Source organism: Mangrovimonas sp. DI 80 (genome assembly GCF_001975575.1).
In the GTDB taxonomy this organism is placed as follows: Bacteria; Bacteroidota; Bacteroidia; order Flavobacteriales; family Flavobacteriaceae; genus Mangrovimonas_A; species Mangrovimonas_A xylaniphaga.
The window spans coordinates 461,541-476,994 of the sequence record NZ_MSDT01000005.1 but is presented as its reverse complement, the minus strand read 5'-3'; the positions used below and the strand labels follow the sequence as shown (position 1 = coordinate 476,994).

Sequence of the window (15,454 nt, the reverse complement as noted above, 5' to 3'; positions counted from 1 at the left end):
ACCGAATTAAATTACCAACCCCATTTAATGGGGAAAATATAAAGATCTATGAGCGAGTTAAGTGTCAACCACTTATTGGGAATTAAATATCTAAACTCACAAGATATTCAATTGATTTTTGAAACTGCCGATCACTTCAAAGAAGTTATCAATAGGCCTATAAAAAAGGTGCCTTCGCTCAGGGACATTACCATAGCCAACTTGTTTTTCGAGAATTCAACAAGAACAAGATTGTCTTTTGAATTGGCAGAAAAAAGGCTTTCAGCAGATGTCATTAACTTTTCTGCGGCACAGTCTTCAGTAAAAAAAGGAGAAACCCTTATCGATACTGTAAACAACATCTTATCTATGAAAGTGGATATGGTTGTTATGAGGCATCCCAATCCAGGTGCGGGCGTGTTTTTATCAAAGCATGTAAATGCAAGTATTGTAAATGCAGGTGATGGTGCCCATGAACACCCTACACAAGCCTTGTTGGATTCTTATTCCATCAGAGAGCGATTGGGTAGTGTAGAAGGTAAAAATGTGGTGATTGTAGGGGATATTCTGCATAGCCGTGTGGCGCTTTCTAACATATTTGCATTGCAATTACAGGGAGCCAACGTTATGGTGTGTGGCCCAAAAACATTGCTTCCTAAATACATTGATAAATTAGGAGTAAAGGTAGAAACCGATTTGCGCAAAGCTTTAAATTGGTGCGATGTTGCCAATATGCTTAGGGTTCAAAACGAGCGCATGGACATAAGCTATTTCCCGTCTACTAGAGAATATACTCAACAGTATGGTGTTAACAAAGCATTATTGGACTCTTTGGATAAAGAGATTACCATCATGCACCCAGGACCTATTAATCGTGGTGTCGAGATCACGAGTGATGTTGCAGATTCTAAGCAGGCCATTATTTTGGATCAAGTTCAAAATGGGGTTGCGGTTAGAATGGCTGTAATTTATTTATTAGCTTCTAAAATTAAACACTAACGATCATGATTTTTGACAAAGACGAAAACATTACCATCATTACGCAGGAAAAAGCAACTCCCCAAGAACTAGTTAAGAAATTAGGCGTTTTATACGAACGTTTTAAAAATGACAATGTCATTGTGAACCTAACCAGTTTAAATAAAATTCCATTGGAACAAGTGGTTGAATTTTTGGAAATCTCCAACAGACATAGAGGGGCCAAACATTCATTTGTAATAGTAACCGACAAAGTTGACTTTAATGAAATGCCCGATGAGATTATGGTAGTTCCTACTATTAAAGAGGCTTACGACATTATTGAAATGGAAGAGATGGAGCGTGATTTAGGGATTTAATACAAACGATTCTAACAAAAATACATATCGAAAACCAGTAAGTTAACTTGCTGGTTTTCTTTTTTGGTTATCATTATTCCTTATAAAAATTGATGTTTCCATAAAAAATTCGGAAATTTCAGATATCAAATATTCTCTAGAAAGAAATCAATTTCGAGAGCACCAAAACGTCCAATCTATAAAGTTTAGCAATATTTTGAAACTTACAATACTCGGTTGTTACAGCGCAACACCAAGGGCCAATACCAATCCAACCGCTCAGGTTTTGGAAATTAGAAACCATATGTTTTTGATAGACTGTGGAGAAGGCACACAAGTTCAGTTGCGTAAAAACAGGGTGAAGTTTGCCCGAATCAAGCATATTTTTATTTCGCATTTACATGGAGATCATTTTTTTGGTCTGGTAGGTTTGATTTCCACGTTTCGATTACTGACAAGGGAAACAGACTTGCATATTTATGGTCCAAAAGGGATTAAGGAAGTCATTACTTTACAAATGAAATTGGCAGATTCCTGGACCAATTATCAACTAATATTTCATGAATTGACCTCTACAGAATCTGAATTGATTTTTGAAGATGATGTGGTTCAGGTTTACACTATTCCTTTAGATCATAGGGTATATACCAATGGATTTTTATTCAAGGAAAAAGAAGGGGAACGAAAATTGGATATGAATGCGGTGCTTAATGAAGATATCGATGTGGCTTATTACCGAAAGTTGAAATTGGGTCACGATATCTTGGATAACAAAGGAAACCTTATAAAAAATAGTAGTGTTACCAAACCACCTGTACCTTCAAAGAGTTATGCCTTTTGTAGTGATACCGCTTATAATGAAAAAATGCTGCCAATTATAGAAGATGTTACGGTGTTGTATCACGAATCTACATTCTTGGAAAAACATGGGCATTTGGCCCCTAGAACAAAACATTCTACAGCTATTGAGGCGGCGACAATTGCAAAAAAATGTAATGCTGGAACCTTAATTTTGGGGCATTACTCTACACGCTACGATAGTTTGAATGAATTTAAGGAAGAAGCCCAAACTGTGTTCAATAAAGTGCTTCTTGCTGAAGATGGTAAGACCTTTAATTTTGATTGATACGCTGAAATTCCCTTAGATTCTGAACCCATTCCATGGCTTCTTCCAAGGTTTCACAACGCTTCATACTGGAAGGAGAGAATAGCTTTTCAATAGAAGCATTCATAAAATTGATATAGGAATAGTAAACAATGGCACTGGCTACAATATGGTCTAGTTCATCTTGAAATCTACTCCAGGAATGCGGGTCTAAAGAATAGGAATTTACCCTGTTAGAGATGTAGGCAATTTTAAAGCTAGGGCCATAGTGGTCCATTGCAAAAGCAATAACTTCTTCAATTTTTTCCCAGTCAAAATGAACGCCTTCATTGATTTCTGAAAGGATAAATTTGTCGAAAAAGTATATATTCCCAAAGGAAAACTCTACTTTTACGTGTTTAAATTCGTGGAAATATTTACTGTCTTCAAATCTCATGTAGGCGAAATATGAAGACAAAACTATAGGAATTTTTTCACCTGTAAAATTAAATTTCACCTAAAATTTCAGAATATATTCTAATGAATACAGACTTAAGTGGTTACAGAAAATCGTACGAAAAGGGGGAACTTCTGCTAAAAGATGTGTCGGAAAATCCGTTGGAGTTGTTCCAAAAATGGTTCCATGAAGTGGATCGTTTTTTTCCGGATGCCGAGGCAAATGCCATGACTTTATCTACCATTGGTTTGGATGGTTTTCCTAAGAGTAGGGTGGTTTTGCTGAAGAAATTTACCTACGAAGGTTTTATTTTTTACACCAATTATTTAAGTGAAAAGGGGAGGGCTATTGCCGTCAATCCTAATGTATGTCTCTCTTTTTTTTGGCACGGGGCAGAACGACAAATTATTATAAAAGGTAAAGCAGAAAAAATAGCAGAAAACTTAAGTGACGGCTATTTTGAATCCAGGCCTAGAGGTAGCCAATTAGGAGCGATGGTCTCTAACCAAAGCGAGGTTGTTAAAGACCGAGAGGAATTGGAAACTAAACTGAAGAATTTAGAATTGGAATATGAGGGGAAGGAAATTCCTAGGCCGGACTATTGGGGAGGTTATATTGTAAAGCCTGTGGAGATGGAATTTTGGCAAGGAAGACCCAATAGACTGCATGATAGAATTCGTTGTGTTTTAGATGCCGATTATAATTGGATCAAACAGCGATTGGCACCATAAACCACCTCATTTTTGAAGCTTAAACAACCTTAAGTCTTGTGTCGATGAAATGCATTTATCATCGCTGTAAGGCTTAATTTTTATCTCTAAAAGCACTGTTTATCGTTTATTGACATATTAAATCGACGAAATGCGTGTTTTTTATCGATTTTAACATTTCTTTAACAGTGAGTTTCTGATAGTCTAGTAATTTTACTAAACCAAATCAAATTTAACCTACTTATGACTACCAAAACTCTATGGCCGTTGCTGGCTTTACTAGCTTTGCTGTCGTTTTCCTGCACCACCGACAGCTTTTCTGATGGAGATATCAATACCATTACTTTAGAAAATGCTCCAGCAGCCAAAACCATTGAAATAGAAATCTTGGAATTGATCAATGCCCATAGAATCGAAAAGGGGCTGAACCCTTTGAATAATTTGGATGTCATTAAATCTGTAGCGTACACCCATACGGATTATATGGTGACTGAAAACGTTGTTAACCACAATAATTTCTTTCAAAGAAAAGAAAGCTTGATACAGAATGCCGCAGCTACAAAGGTTACAGAAAATGTGGCTTATGCCTATAGTACAGCACAAGGAGTTGTAAATGCTTGGTTAAATAGCGAAGGACATAGGGAAAATATAGAAGGAGACTTTACAGATTTTGATATTTCTGCTGAACAAAATAGCGAAGGAAAATGGTATTATACCAATATATTTATAAAGAGATAAATCCGCTGTTAACTTTAAATTCCTTAAAAGATCGTTATGTACTCATGACGATCTTTTTTGTTTTAGAGTCTTCTTAAGGAAAAAAATAGAAGATAGTTTAGTTTGTTTTAATTGGAGTAGGGCAAATACAATATTTAAAGGAATAGATGGCTTAGGAGTTTGGATTGGTAGAAAATAAAAAGCAGACCATTTGGTCTGCTTTTTATTTTAAGAAGTTTTGTAATTTTATTCCGAAAGGATATAGAAGTAAGATCTTCTGTTAAGCTGATGCTCCTCTTCGGTACATTTTACACCGTTTGAACATTGGTTCAACAATTGAGTTTCTCCATACCCAATAGCACTTTCTATACGTTCTGGAGCAATGCCACGAGACAATAGGTACTCTTGGGTAGATTTAGCTCTACGGTCTGATAGCTTCATGTTGTACTTGTCGCTTCCTCGGCTATCCGTATGCGATTCAATTTTAATCACCATATTAGGGTGGGTGCGCATTACGTCAACAATATGTTCAAGTTCCACTTGAGCATCTGTTCTGATATCCCATTTGTCGAAGTCAAAGAAAATAGGGTTGATCACTATTTGGTTTTCGATGATTAATGGTACCAATTCCAGATCAACAATCATATCACCATCACTATCGGTACCAGAAAGGATTTGTTTCAGTTCATCTTTGTAATCTACTTTGGTTCCCATAATGGTGTAGGCCGTTTTACATTTCAATTTGAACTCATACATACCTGTAGAGTCGGTCATTTTTTCTTCTAAAATTTTACCTTCGGCATCTATTAGTTTTACAGTTGCCAAAGACAGAGGCAATTTTGTAAGGCTGTCCTTAACAACACCTCTCACCATTTGTGAACAGGCGGTAAAGGAATAGATATCGTCACTACCAACACCTGGACGGTTAGATGAAAAATATCCGTTTTCAGTTTCTGAATCGATAGTGAAAGCAAAATCATCGTATCCTGTGTTGAAAGGTGCTCCTAAATTTTCAAGTTCAGCACTGGAATCATTCAGGATATCCGATTTAAAAATATCCAAGAAACCTAGGTTGATATTGCTATCTGAAGAAAAGTAAAGGGTATTGTCTTTGGCTACATAAGGAAACATTTCTTTACCGTCACTATTGATGGATGGGCCTAAGTTTACAGGCTCACCATAACTGTCATCTCCCAAAATAGCTACCTTGTAAATATCGGTTTCTCCATAACCTCCCTCACGATCTGATACAAAGAATAATGTTCTATCATCTGGACTCAATGCAGGATGCCCTGAAGAGTAGACCTTATCATTAAAAGGTAACTCTTTAATGTCTTTCCAAATACTGTCTTTATAGGACGCTTTATAAATTTTTAAGTGAGAAGTTCCTTCTTTGTCAGTTTTTAGACGGTTATTTTTATTGACATTGTCTCTGGTAAAGTACATTGTTTTGCCATCTTGAGTAATAGCGATATTCGCTTCGTGGAATTCTGAATTAATTGATTTGGAATTGATGCTTTTCACCTTTTTGAAGTTCTCTGCACCGTCTTGCTCATTGATCACTACTTCGTAGATATCCAAATAAGGTTCCCCATTCCAATCATAGATTTTATCCTTTCCATCTCTTGCAGAAGAAAAGTATAAAATACTATCTCTTCTATAAGCCCCAAACTCAGCATATTTGGTATTGATAGGAAGCGATTCCGTTCTTACATATATACCATCAGTGGAGGACAATTGCTCATAAATGGCAAGATCGTCAAAATTTAAATTGGCAATACGATCATCGTCAGGGTTGGCAGCTTTATATTTCTCCAGCCATACAATGGCTTCTTCATAGTTTCCTTGACCTCTTAAGGCTTGGGAATATCTATACATATATTTGGAGTCCAATTCACTTTCGTGAAGTCTTAAAGCTTCTCCATACCATTCAGCAGATTCGGCAGATTTGGAATTGTTATAGTAACAATCACCTAGTCTTGTCAACACATGAGCGCTACTATCTCCTTTTTTTACAGCTTCTTTGTAAAATTCTTCAGCCTTGGTATAAGCGTAATTTTTATAGAACTTATCGGCGACTCTTACCTGTTGCTTCTGAGCAACCATAAAAGTACTACTGAATGCTATTAATATTATAAGTAATCTTGATTTCATAACAGGCTATTTTAGAAGTATCTAGGGGATTTAACACGTTGCGTTTTAAATAATTCAAACATTAGTAGGATCTCGTGGGTTCCACTAGTGTAAGGTCTCAGGTCTGAAAGGGGATACCCGTAGGCATATCCAATTCGGATTTGCTTAGAGATTTGGAAATCGGCAATACCACTAATTTCCCCAGCTCTTTCGTCAATTCGGTAACCAGCTCCCAACCAAAGTTTTTCATAGAATAGGAAGTTGGCCGTAAAATCGAATGACATTGGGGCACCATTGGTAGCTTTTAACAACATGGCAGGCTTGAACTTGGTGTTGTCTCCAAGATCGAATACATAACCACCTGTAAGGTAATAGTTGTTACGCTCTACTGCTACGTAGTCCGTTCCTCCAACAGTCCCTTTGTTATAATCGGTGTTTAAAAGTCTTGGGGCAGAAAGTCCAATATACCATCTGTTGGAATGCCAAAGGACTCCCGCACCAAAGTTTGGGCTCCATCTGTTGGATACATCATTGAAGAATGGATCTTGGGCAATACTAGGGTCATTCAACAAAGCCATATCAATATTATAGTGGGTGAAACCAGCTTTTACTCCAAAGGATAATTTGGTGTTCTCTCCAGTGTGGATGCTATACGAGAAATCTCCATATAGATAAGAGAAGTTCTCATACCCCAATTCATCATTGATAAAAGAGAGTCCCAGTCCTATTTTCTCATTTCTAAGAGGGGAGTGGATAGATAGGGTTTGGGTGGTTGGGGCACCCTCTAATCCTACCCATTGGCTCCTATGCAATCCTACGATGCTTAACGTCTCTCTACTCCCTGCATAGGCAGGGTTGATAGAGATCGTGTTGTACATATACTGTGTAAACTGAGGCAATTGTTGTGCAACACCCGTCCAGCAATTGAACAGTATAAAAGCGATTATGTTAAACTTTAATAACTTCATAGGTCAAAATTTATTTAGTTCCTACGTAGATTGGACCTGAGAAAGGTTTTAATCCACTATTCTTTAAATTAATGATATAGTAATATGTTCCTGATGGGACTTTGCTTGCGCCTCCTACAGACGATCCTGATGAAGCGCCATTCCAATCGTTTTGATAGTTGAAGTTTTCATAAATTTTAGCACCCCAACGGTTGAATACTTGTAATTCAATGGTGAATCCACATTCTTCAACACCCGTTACCGTGAAGAATTCGTTATAACTATCTCCATTAGGTGTAATTGCTTTTGAAATCTCAACATCTTCTTCACCACAAGGGAATACAACACAATCGTCATGAACTGTTACTGTCACTTCGGTTACGCTAGGACAATCACCTTCTGTGATGGTATATGTGAAGATGAAATCTCCTAAGTCTTCTTCAGTAACAATAGTGGTATCGAACCAACTTCCATCTAGAGTGGTGTTTCCAGAAACAACTTCCCAAGTACCACTTTCGTCAACATCACCACTTAACAAGCCGAATAAGTCTAGAGGTCCTTCCTCTGTACAAATAGTAGTGTCAGATCCAGAAATGATATTCTCTACGTTCACGTTTACAATTTGCGTGTAAGTAGCTTCATTGCCACAATCATCGCTTACTGTCCAGTTACGCGTAATACTATAGTTTTCCGATCCTTCTTCCGGAGTGATAGACTCGTTGAAGACAACTGAAATATCTGTTGAACAAGCATCCTCAAAGCTCAATTCAGGAGCATCAGGAACTTCAGAACAATTCACATCGATGGATGGATCTAAGTCAACAATTAGTTCAGGAGCCGTAGTGTCAACAACACTGATTGTTTGTACCTGAGTTGTTGTGTTTCCACAGTCATCGATTAAAGTCCAAGTTCTTTCAATAGTACTTTCACCTACACAAGACCCTTCGGTAACTTCATCTGTAAAGGTTGCTTCCAACTCAGAAGAACAGTTGTCAGCTTCGTCGGTTACATCACCAGTTAATGTTAAATCACTAGTATCCATATCGCACTCTACAGTCAAGTTTTCTGGAACTGTAAAGGTTGGAGCTGTGGAATCCTGAACATTGATAGTTTGAACTTGTGTTGTTGTGTTACCACAATCATCAGTTAAAGTCCAAGTTCTAGTAATAATAGATGCGTTGGCACATTCACCTTCGGCAGTTGCATCAGAGAAGGTTGCTTCCAATTCAGCAGAGCAGTTATCAGCCTCATCTGTTACATCACCAGTCAATGCCAAGTTACTAGCATCTTGATCACACTCGATAGTTACGGCAGCTGGTACAGTAAATGTAGGCGCCGTAGTATCTTGAATTGTGATGGTTTGTACTTGTGTAGTTGTGTTTCCACAATCATCCGTTAAAGTCCAGGTTCTTGTAATGATTGATGCATTGGCACATTCACCTTCAGCAGTAGCGTCAGTATAGGTTGCATCTAATTCAGCAGAACAGTTATCAGCTTCATCAGTTACATCACCAGTTAATGCCAAGTCATTTTCATCTTGATCACATTCAATAGTTACAGCAGCTGGCACAGTAAATGTAGGAGCCGTAGTATCTTGAATTGTGATAGTTTGTACTTGAGTCGTTGTGTTTCCACAGTCATCTGTCAAGGTCCATGTTCTTGAAATGATGGCAGCATTGGCGCATTCACCTTCCTCAGTAGCATCGGTATAAGTTGCGTCCAATTCGGCAGAACAGTTGTCAGCTTCATCAGTGGCATCACCAGTCAACGCTAAGTCATTTTCATCTTGATCACATTCGATAGTTACGGCAGCAGGTACAGTAAATGTAGGTGCAGTAGTATCTTGAACGGTGATGGTTTGTACTTGAGTCGTTGTGTTTCCACAATCATCTGTTAAAGTCCAGGTACGTGTGATGATAGATGCATTGGCGCAATCACCTTCAGCAGTAGTATCGGTAAAGGTCGCTTCCAATTCAGTAGAACAGTTGTCTGTTTCATCAGTTACATCACCAGTCAATGCTAAGTCGTTTTCATCTTGATCACATTCAATAGATACTGAAGCAGGTACTGTAAATGTAGGTGCTGTTGTATCCTGAATTATGATGGTTTGTACTTGAGTAGTGGTATTTCCACAGTCGTCAGTCAATGTCCAAGTTCTAGTAATGATAAATGCATTGGCACATTCACCTTCAGCGGTAGCATCGGTAAAGGTAGCTTCCAATTCAGAAGAACAGTTGTCAGCTTCATCAGTTACGTCACCAGTCAATACTAAGTCATTAGCATCTTGATCACATTCAATAGTTACAGAAGCCGGTACAGTGAATGTAGGTGCAGTCGTATCTTGAACAGTGATGGTTTGTACTTGAGTAGTCGTGTTTCCACAGTCATCAGTCAATGTCCAAGTTCTTGTAATGATAGATGCGTTAGCACATTCACCTTCAGCAGTTGCATCAGTAAAGGTTGCTTCCAATTCAGAAGAGCAGTTGTCTGCTTCATCAGTTACATCACCTGTTAAAGTAAGGTCTGTAATTTCTTGATCGCATTCCAAAGTAAGAGAAGCAGGCACTGTAAATGTTGGAGCAGTAGTGTCAACAATAGTAAAGGATACAGTTGTTGTACTTTCATTTCCACATCCGTCGATGGCTGTAAAGGTTACTTCTGCAGTACCAGTGGCTCCACAAGCCTCTGTTAAGGATTCAAAGTCATTTGACCATGTAATAGAAGAACAGTCATCGGTAGCAGTGGCACCTCCATTGGAAGATAACCAAGCTTGAAGTTCAGCGTCGTTTCCTGTTCCGTCACATTCTACTGTTAAACTTTCTCCACCAGAAATCACTGGAGGTGTTGAGTCTTGAATAGCATATGAAGCCGTTGTAGTGCTTGTGTTTCCACAACTGTCAGTAGCAGTAAAGATTACTGATACAGGAGCGGAACAATCTGAGGTAGCTCCATTATAATTGTTAGTCCAAGTAACTTCTCCGCATAATTCTTCGGCAACAGCACCACCATTACTGTCTAACCAGTTTTGGATGGCATCGTTATTTCCGTTTCCATCACATTCAGCAACGATATCTGAAGCTTCAGTTGTAATGTTAGGAGCAATAGTATCTTCTATACTGAATGTAGCACTGGTAGTAGCCGTGTTTCCACAAGCATCTGTAGCTGTAAAGGTAACCGTAGCAGCTCCTGTATTTCCACAGGCAGCACTTAATTCAGTAAAGTCATTAGTCCAAGTTACTTCGCTACAATTATCAGTTGCGGAAGCACCTCCATTAGAGGCTAACCACTCGTTGAAATCTGTTTGGTTTCCTGTACCGTCACATTCCACAGTTAAGCTTGCAGCTTCTGTGTTTATAGTTGGCGCAGTAGTATCTTGGATAGAGATTGTTTGAGTTTGAGTTGTAGTGTTTCCACAAGCATCAACCAAAGTCCAAGTACGAGTTATTGTAGACTCGTTTGCACATTCACCTTCAGTTGTAGCATCGGTGTAAGTTGCATCCAAATCAGCAGTACAGTTGTCCGCTTCATCGGTTACATCACCAGTCAATGCCAAATCTGTGGCATCTTGGTCACATTCAAGGGTTACACTTGCAGGAACTGTAAATGTAGGCGCAGTGGTATCTTGAATGTTGATGGTTTGTACTTGTGTAGTTGTATTTCCACACTCATCAGTCAAAGTCCAAGTACGTGTGATGATAGTTTCATTGGCACAAGCTCCTTGAGCAGTGGCATCGGCAAAAGTAGCTTCCAAATCAGTAGAACAGTTGTCCGCTTCATCGGTTACATCACCAGTCAATGCCAAGTCATTCTCATCTTGATCACATTCAATGGTTACGGCAGCAGGTACAGTAAATGTAGGCGCTGTAGTATCCTGAATAGTGATGGTTTGAGCTTGTGTAGTTGTATTTCCACACTCATCCGCCAAAGTCCAAGTACGAGTAATGATAGACTCATTGGCACATGCTCCTTGGGCAGTAGTATCTGTATATGTAGCTTCAAGATCAGAAGAACATCCGTCAGTTTCATCGGTAACGTCTCCTGTTAAAGCAAGGTCTGTTGGATCTTGATCACATTCCAAAGAAACTGAAGCAGGAACCGTAAATGTTGGTGCTGTAGTATCTTGAACTGTGAAAGTGGCAGTAGTCGAGTTAGAGTTTCCACAACCGTCAGTTGCTGTAAAGATCACTTCGGCAGAACCAGTAGTTCCACATCCGTCGCTTAAGCCATTATAATTGTTAGACCATGCAATTGCAGAACAATCGTCGGTAGCAGTGGCGCCACCAAAAGTATCCAACCAGTCCTGGATCGCAGCAGCAATATCGCTACCGTCACACTCCAAAGTAACATCACCAGCTTCAGTAGTGATGGTAGGAGCAGTAGTATCTTGAATTGCATAAGAAGCAGAGGTAGACACAGTATTTCCACATTCGTCAGTTGCCGTAAAGGTTACAGTCACCGGTGCAGAACAATCAGAGTTGGCTCCATCGTAATCGTTGGTCCAAGTTACTTCACCACAATTGTCTGAAGCAGTAGCACCTCCATTGTTGGCTAACCAGTTTTCGATAGCTCCGTTGTTTCCAGAACCATCACACTCGGCAACGATATCAGAAGGAGTGGTTTCAATAACTGGCGCAGTAGTATCTTGGATAGAGATTGTTTGCGTTTGTGTTGTTGTGTTTCCACAGGCATCAACCAAGGTCCAAGTACGTGTTATTACTGACTCATTAGCACATTCACCTTCAGTTGTGGCATCCGTATAGGTAGCTTCCAAATCAGCAGAACAGTTATCTGCTTCATCAGTTACATCACCAGTCAATGCCAAATCTGTAGCATCTTGGTCACATTCAAGGTTTACACTAGCTGGCACAGTAAATGTAGGTGCCGTAGTATCTTGGATGGTGATGGTTTGGTCTTGAGTTGTAGTGTTTCCACAGTCATCGGTCAAAGTCCAAGTACGCGTGATGATAGTCTCATTGGCACAAGCTCCCTGAGCAGTGGCATCGGCAAAAGTAGCTTCCAAATCAGTAGAACAGTTGTCAGCTTCATCGGTTACATCACCAGTCAATGCCAAGTCGTTTTCATCTTGATCACATTCAATGGTTACGGCAGCAGGTACAGTAAATGTAGGTGCCGTGGTATCCTGAATAATGATGGTTTGAGCTTGTGTAGTTGTATTTCCACAGTCATCTGTCAAGGTCCAGGTACGTGTAATGATAGATTCATTGGCACATGCTCCCTGAGCAGTTGCATCTGTATAAGTAGCTTCAAGATCAGAAGAACATCCGTCTGTTTCATCTGTTACGTCTCCTGTTAAAGCAAGGTCTGTTGGATCTTGATCACATTCCAAAGTCACGGAAGCAGGAACCGTAAATGTTGGATCTGTTGTGTCTTCAATAGTAAAGGAAGCACTTGTAGTTACAGAATTACCACAACCATCTTCCGCAGTAAAGATAACTGTTCGTGTTCCAGTTAGACCACAGTCATCACTTAAAGCGCCTTCTTCATAAGACCAAGACACAGTTCCACAAGAATCAGAAGCAGATGCACCTCCATTGGAATCTAACCAAGCTGTGTATTCGGCAAGGTTTCCAGTTCCATCGCATTCAACTGTAAAATCAGAAGCAGGAGTATCAATAGTAGGTGCTATCAAGTCCAATATTGTAAACAGGGCTGTAGTGCTAGTTGAATTTCCACATTCGTCGGTTGCAGTAAATGTTACCAAAGCCAATCCTGTTTCTCCACAACCATTGGATAATCCTGTGAAGTTGTCGGTCCAAGTAATGTTAGAGCAATTATCTAAAGCCATAGCTCCGGCATGTGTATCCAACCAAGCTTCTAGTTCGTCTGTATTCCCAGCACCGTTACATTGTACGGTTTGATCTGCCGCTACAGTACTCATTATTGGATTTGTAGTATCTTCAATAGTAAAGGTTGCCGATGTAGTTGAAGTATTACCACAATCATCGGTAGCTGTAAAAGTTACTGTAGCAGAACCAGTAGCTCCACAATCATCGCTAAGAGCAGTAAAATCGTTACTCCAAGTAACGCTACCACAAGTATCTGATGATGCAGCTCCACCAGCAGTACTCAACCAGTTGTTCAATTCGGCTGTATTTCCAGAACCGTCACATTCAACGGTAAGGTCTGCAGCTGCTATATCAATTGTAGGATCTGTTGTGTCCTCAATGGTAAAGGTCGCAGAAGTTGTTGCTATGTTTCCACAATCATCAGTAGCGGTAAATGTAACAGTGGCAGAACCAGTAGCTCCACAATCATCACTTAAGGAAGAATAATCGTTAGTCCAAGTAACGTCACCACAAGTATCAGAGGCTGCAGCACCACCAAAAGAGCTTAACCAAGTTGATAAATCTGTAGTGTTTCCACTTCCATCACATTCCACGGTAAGGTTTGCTGCCGCAGTGTCAATGCTAGGAGAAGTGGTGTCTTCAATAGTGAACGTAGCAGCAGTTGTAGCAAAATTTCCACAAGCATCAGTGGCCGTAAAAGTAACTATTACAGACCCTGTGTTTCCACAGTCATCACTTAAAGTACCGTAATCATTACTCCAAGTAATCGTAGAACAATTATCTGTAGCCACAGCACCACCGTTGGCATCTAACCAAGCATTTAAGGCAGTTGAAGTATCACTGCCACATTCAGCAGAGGCATCAGCAGCTGCCACTGAAATTGTAGGATCTGTAGTATCTTCAATCGTTATTGTTTGCGTATCAGAACTAGAAAGCCCACAATCATCTGTGATAGTAAAAGTTCTAGTAACCACCACAGGACAAGTACCAGAAGCACTGTCTTGATAAGTGATTTCATTTACATTATTTTCCGTGAAAGTTCCTCCTTCTGCTAAGAAAATTAACTGAGAAATAGTTTGAGGAGTTTCACTATAAGCCAATGATGTTAAGTTATCATTGGTAACATCTGCAGCAACACAACCTTCAACTTGTACATCTGAAGGAGCGTTGGTTACAGGAGGTGTATTATCGTCAACTGAAATTGCAATGTCCTCACTAATAGAACATGAATTAGCATCGGTAACAGTAACCGTATAGGTGCCCGAAGGTAAATTAACGAACATTCCAGATTGGAAACTTCCCTCTTGAGGGCTAATACTATAAGTATAAGGAGCAGTTCCACCTGAAACTCCAGAAGGATTGATGGTTCCTGTGTTTCCACCAGTACATTCAATGTTAGTAGCACTTAGGGTCAATCCTGTAAGTATTGGTGATACAGTTACAGTATCTGTATGAACGTCGGAATCTCCATCAATATCAAAAACTGTTAAAGTAACAGTATAGTTCCCTGGGCCTCCATATGTGTGTGATGGATTGGCTTCTGTAGAAGTACCCCCATCTCCAAAATTCCAAGAATAAGTATAACCACCTTGTAGATTTCCACCGGTAGTTATATTTGTAAATGCAACTGTATAAGCATCACAACTTTGAGTATAAGTAAAGTTGGTGATCAGTGGCGCATTTACAATAAATCCAGGAGGATTAGAATAACATTTTGAAGGGTTTTCACCACAAGCTTGGTTGGCATTGGACTGCCATGCCATATAAAAGTTAACCAATTCTACTTGATCACCACAATTCCAGTTCAATTGATAAACCGGGAGGTTTTGGTCAACAGGTATAGGATTGGAATCATACAGACATTGTGTAACTGAAGTGGTTAGAACTCCATTAATTAAAATGTCAAAATCCATAAAAAGACTATATCTGTCTGCATTGGTATTGGCAGAGAAATAAGCATAGATATAGGCTGTTTGAGGTGTGCCAGGAATACAATCATTATCCAATTCGTTGCCATTAGCGTCAGCCAGGTAAAAGTTGCTAAGAGTAAAGTCATTTGCTTTGCATCCTTCCAAGGCTCTTGCCGTATCATCAACAGCTGTATTTGAAGTGCTTGATGACGTATTGTAAGAGTTCAATATAGTTAGGGGAGTATCCAAACTAATTCTCTTAACAGCTCTTTGGGGTGTCAGTTGTGCAAATGCAACACTTTGAAGAAGTACTATTAATAGAACCAAGGCATTTCTATACATTAGTCTACGTGTATTTGTTTTCATAAGCCCTAATTTTAGTTGATAGGAGTAA

Annotated in this window: 9 protein-coding genes; 5 read left to right on the top strand and 4 right to left on the bottom strand. The window is 39.4% G+C overall.

Annotated elements, in window-relative coordinates; all coding sequences use genetic code 11:
- Positions 1-48 precede the first annotated feature (48 nt).
- From BKM32_RS11795 to BKM32_RS11785, 3 genes are all read left to right on the top strand, one after another.
- A complete protein-coding gene (locus tag BKM32_RS11795; protein ID WP_053977684.1) occupies positions 49-978 on the top strand; it encodes an aspartate carbamoyltransferase catalytic subunit in 930 nt (309 codons plus the stop codon).
- 5 nt (positions 979-983) lie between these two features.
- Positions 984-1,316 carry a hypothetical protein gene (locus BKM32_RS11790; protein WP_053977685.1) on the top strand — a complete coding sequence of 111 codons (333 nt, stop codon included), beginning with the start codon at positions 984-986 and terminating at the stop codon, positions 1,314-1,316.
- Between the two features lie 196 nt (positions 1,317-1,512).
- Complete coding sequence (locus BKM32_RS11785; protein WP_076663948.1) at positions 1,513-2,421, top strand: ribonuclease Z; 909 nt, start codon at positions 1,513-1,515, stop codon at positions 2,419-2,421.
- On the opposite strand, the gene BKM32_RS11780 is transcribed toward BKM32_RS11785, so the two are convergent.
- Entirely contained in the window at positions 2,408-2,836 is a 429-nt protein-coding gene (locus tag BKM32_RS11780; RefSeq protein ID WP_076664014.1) for a hypothetical protein, read from the bottom strand. The two genes, BKM32_RS11785 and BKM32_RS11780, sit on opposite strands and share 14 nt — an antisense overlap.
- Before the next feature lie 83 nt (positions 2,837-2,919).
- Between BKM32_RS11780 and pdxH the strand changes: the two genes are divergently transcribed.
- Together pdxH and BKM32_RS11770 are read left to right on the top strand one after the other, a co-directional pair.
- Positions 2,920-3,567, top strand: coding sequence for a pyridoxamine 5'-phosphate oxidase (gene pdxH, locus BKM32_RS11775; protein ID WP_076663947.1), 648 nt, complete (start codon positions 2,920-2,922; stop codon positions 3,565-3,567).
- Between the two features lie 222 nt (positions 3,568-3,789).
- Complete coding sequence (locus tag BKM32_RS11770; RefSeq protein WP_076663946.1) at positions 3,790-4,284, top strand: CAP domain-containing protein; 495 nt, start codon at positions 3,790-3,792, stop codon at positions 4,282-4,284.
- A gap of 225 nt (positions 4,285-4,509) precedes the next feature.
- On the opposite strand, the gene BKM32_RS11765 is transcribed toward BKM32_RS11770, so the two are convergent.
- The 3 genes from BKM32_RS11765 to BKM32_RS16350 are packed head-to-tail and all read right to left on the bottom strand — an operon-like array spanning position 4,510 to position 15,426.
- Entirely contained in the window at positions 4,510-6,417 is a 1,908-nt protein-coding gene (locus BKM32_RS11765) for an OmpA family protein (protein WP_076663945.1), read from the bottom strand.
- 11 nt (positions 6,418-6,428) lie between these two features.
- Positions 6,429-7,364, bottom strand: coding sequence for a type IX secretion system membrane protein PorP/SprF (locus BKM32_RS11760; RefSeq protein WP_076663944.1), 936 nt, complete (start codon positions 7,362-7,364; stop codon positions 6,429-6,431).
- Positions 7,365-7,374: 10 nt separating this feature from the next.
- Entirely contained in the window at positions 7,375-15,426 is an 8,052-nt protein-coding gene (locus BKM32_RS16350) for a gliding motility-associated C-terminal domain-containing protein (RefSeq protein ID WP_083702174.1), read from the bottom strand.
- Positions 15,427-15,454 lie beyond the last annotated feature (28 nt).

Bases quoted from the DNA above. Each gene is read 5' to 3' on its own strand.
- BKM32_RS11795 (WP_053977684.1), top strand. From the start codon at position 49: ATGAGCGAGTTAAGTGTCAACCACTTATTGGGAATTAAATATCTAAAC.
- BKM32_RS11790 (WP_053977685.1), top strand. From the start codon at position 984: ATGATTTTTGACAAAGACGAAAACATTACCATCATTACGCAGGAAAAA.
- BKM32_RS11780 (WP_076664014.1), bottom strand. From the start codon at position 2,836: ATGAGATTTGAAGACAGTAAATATTTCCACGAATTTAAACACGTAAAA.
- pdxH (WP_076663947.1), top strand. From the start codon at position 2,920: ATGAATACAGACTTAAGTGGTTACAGAAAATCGTACGAAAAGGGGGAA.
- BKM32_RS11770 (WP_076663946.1), top strand. From the start codon at position 3,790: ATGACTACCAAAACTCTATGGCCGTTGCTGGCTTTACTAGCTTTGCTG.
- BKM32_RS11765 (WP_076663945.1), bottom strand. From the start codon at position 6,417: ATGAAATCAAGATTACTTATAATATTAATAGCATTCAGTAGTACTTTT.
- BKM32_RS11760 (WP_076663944.1), bottom strand. From the start codon at position 7,364: ATGAAGTTATTAAAGTTTAACATAATCGCTTTTATACTGTTCAATTGC.
- BKM32_RS16350 (WP_083702174.1), bottom strand. From the start codon at position 15,426: ATGAAAACAAATACACGTAGACTAATGTATAGAAATGCCTTGGTTCTA.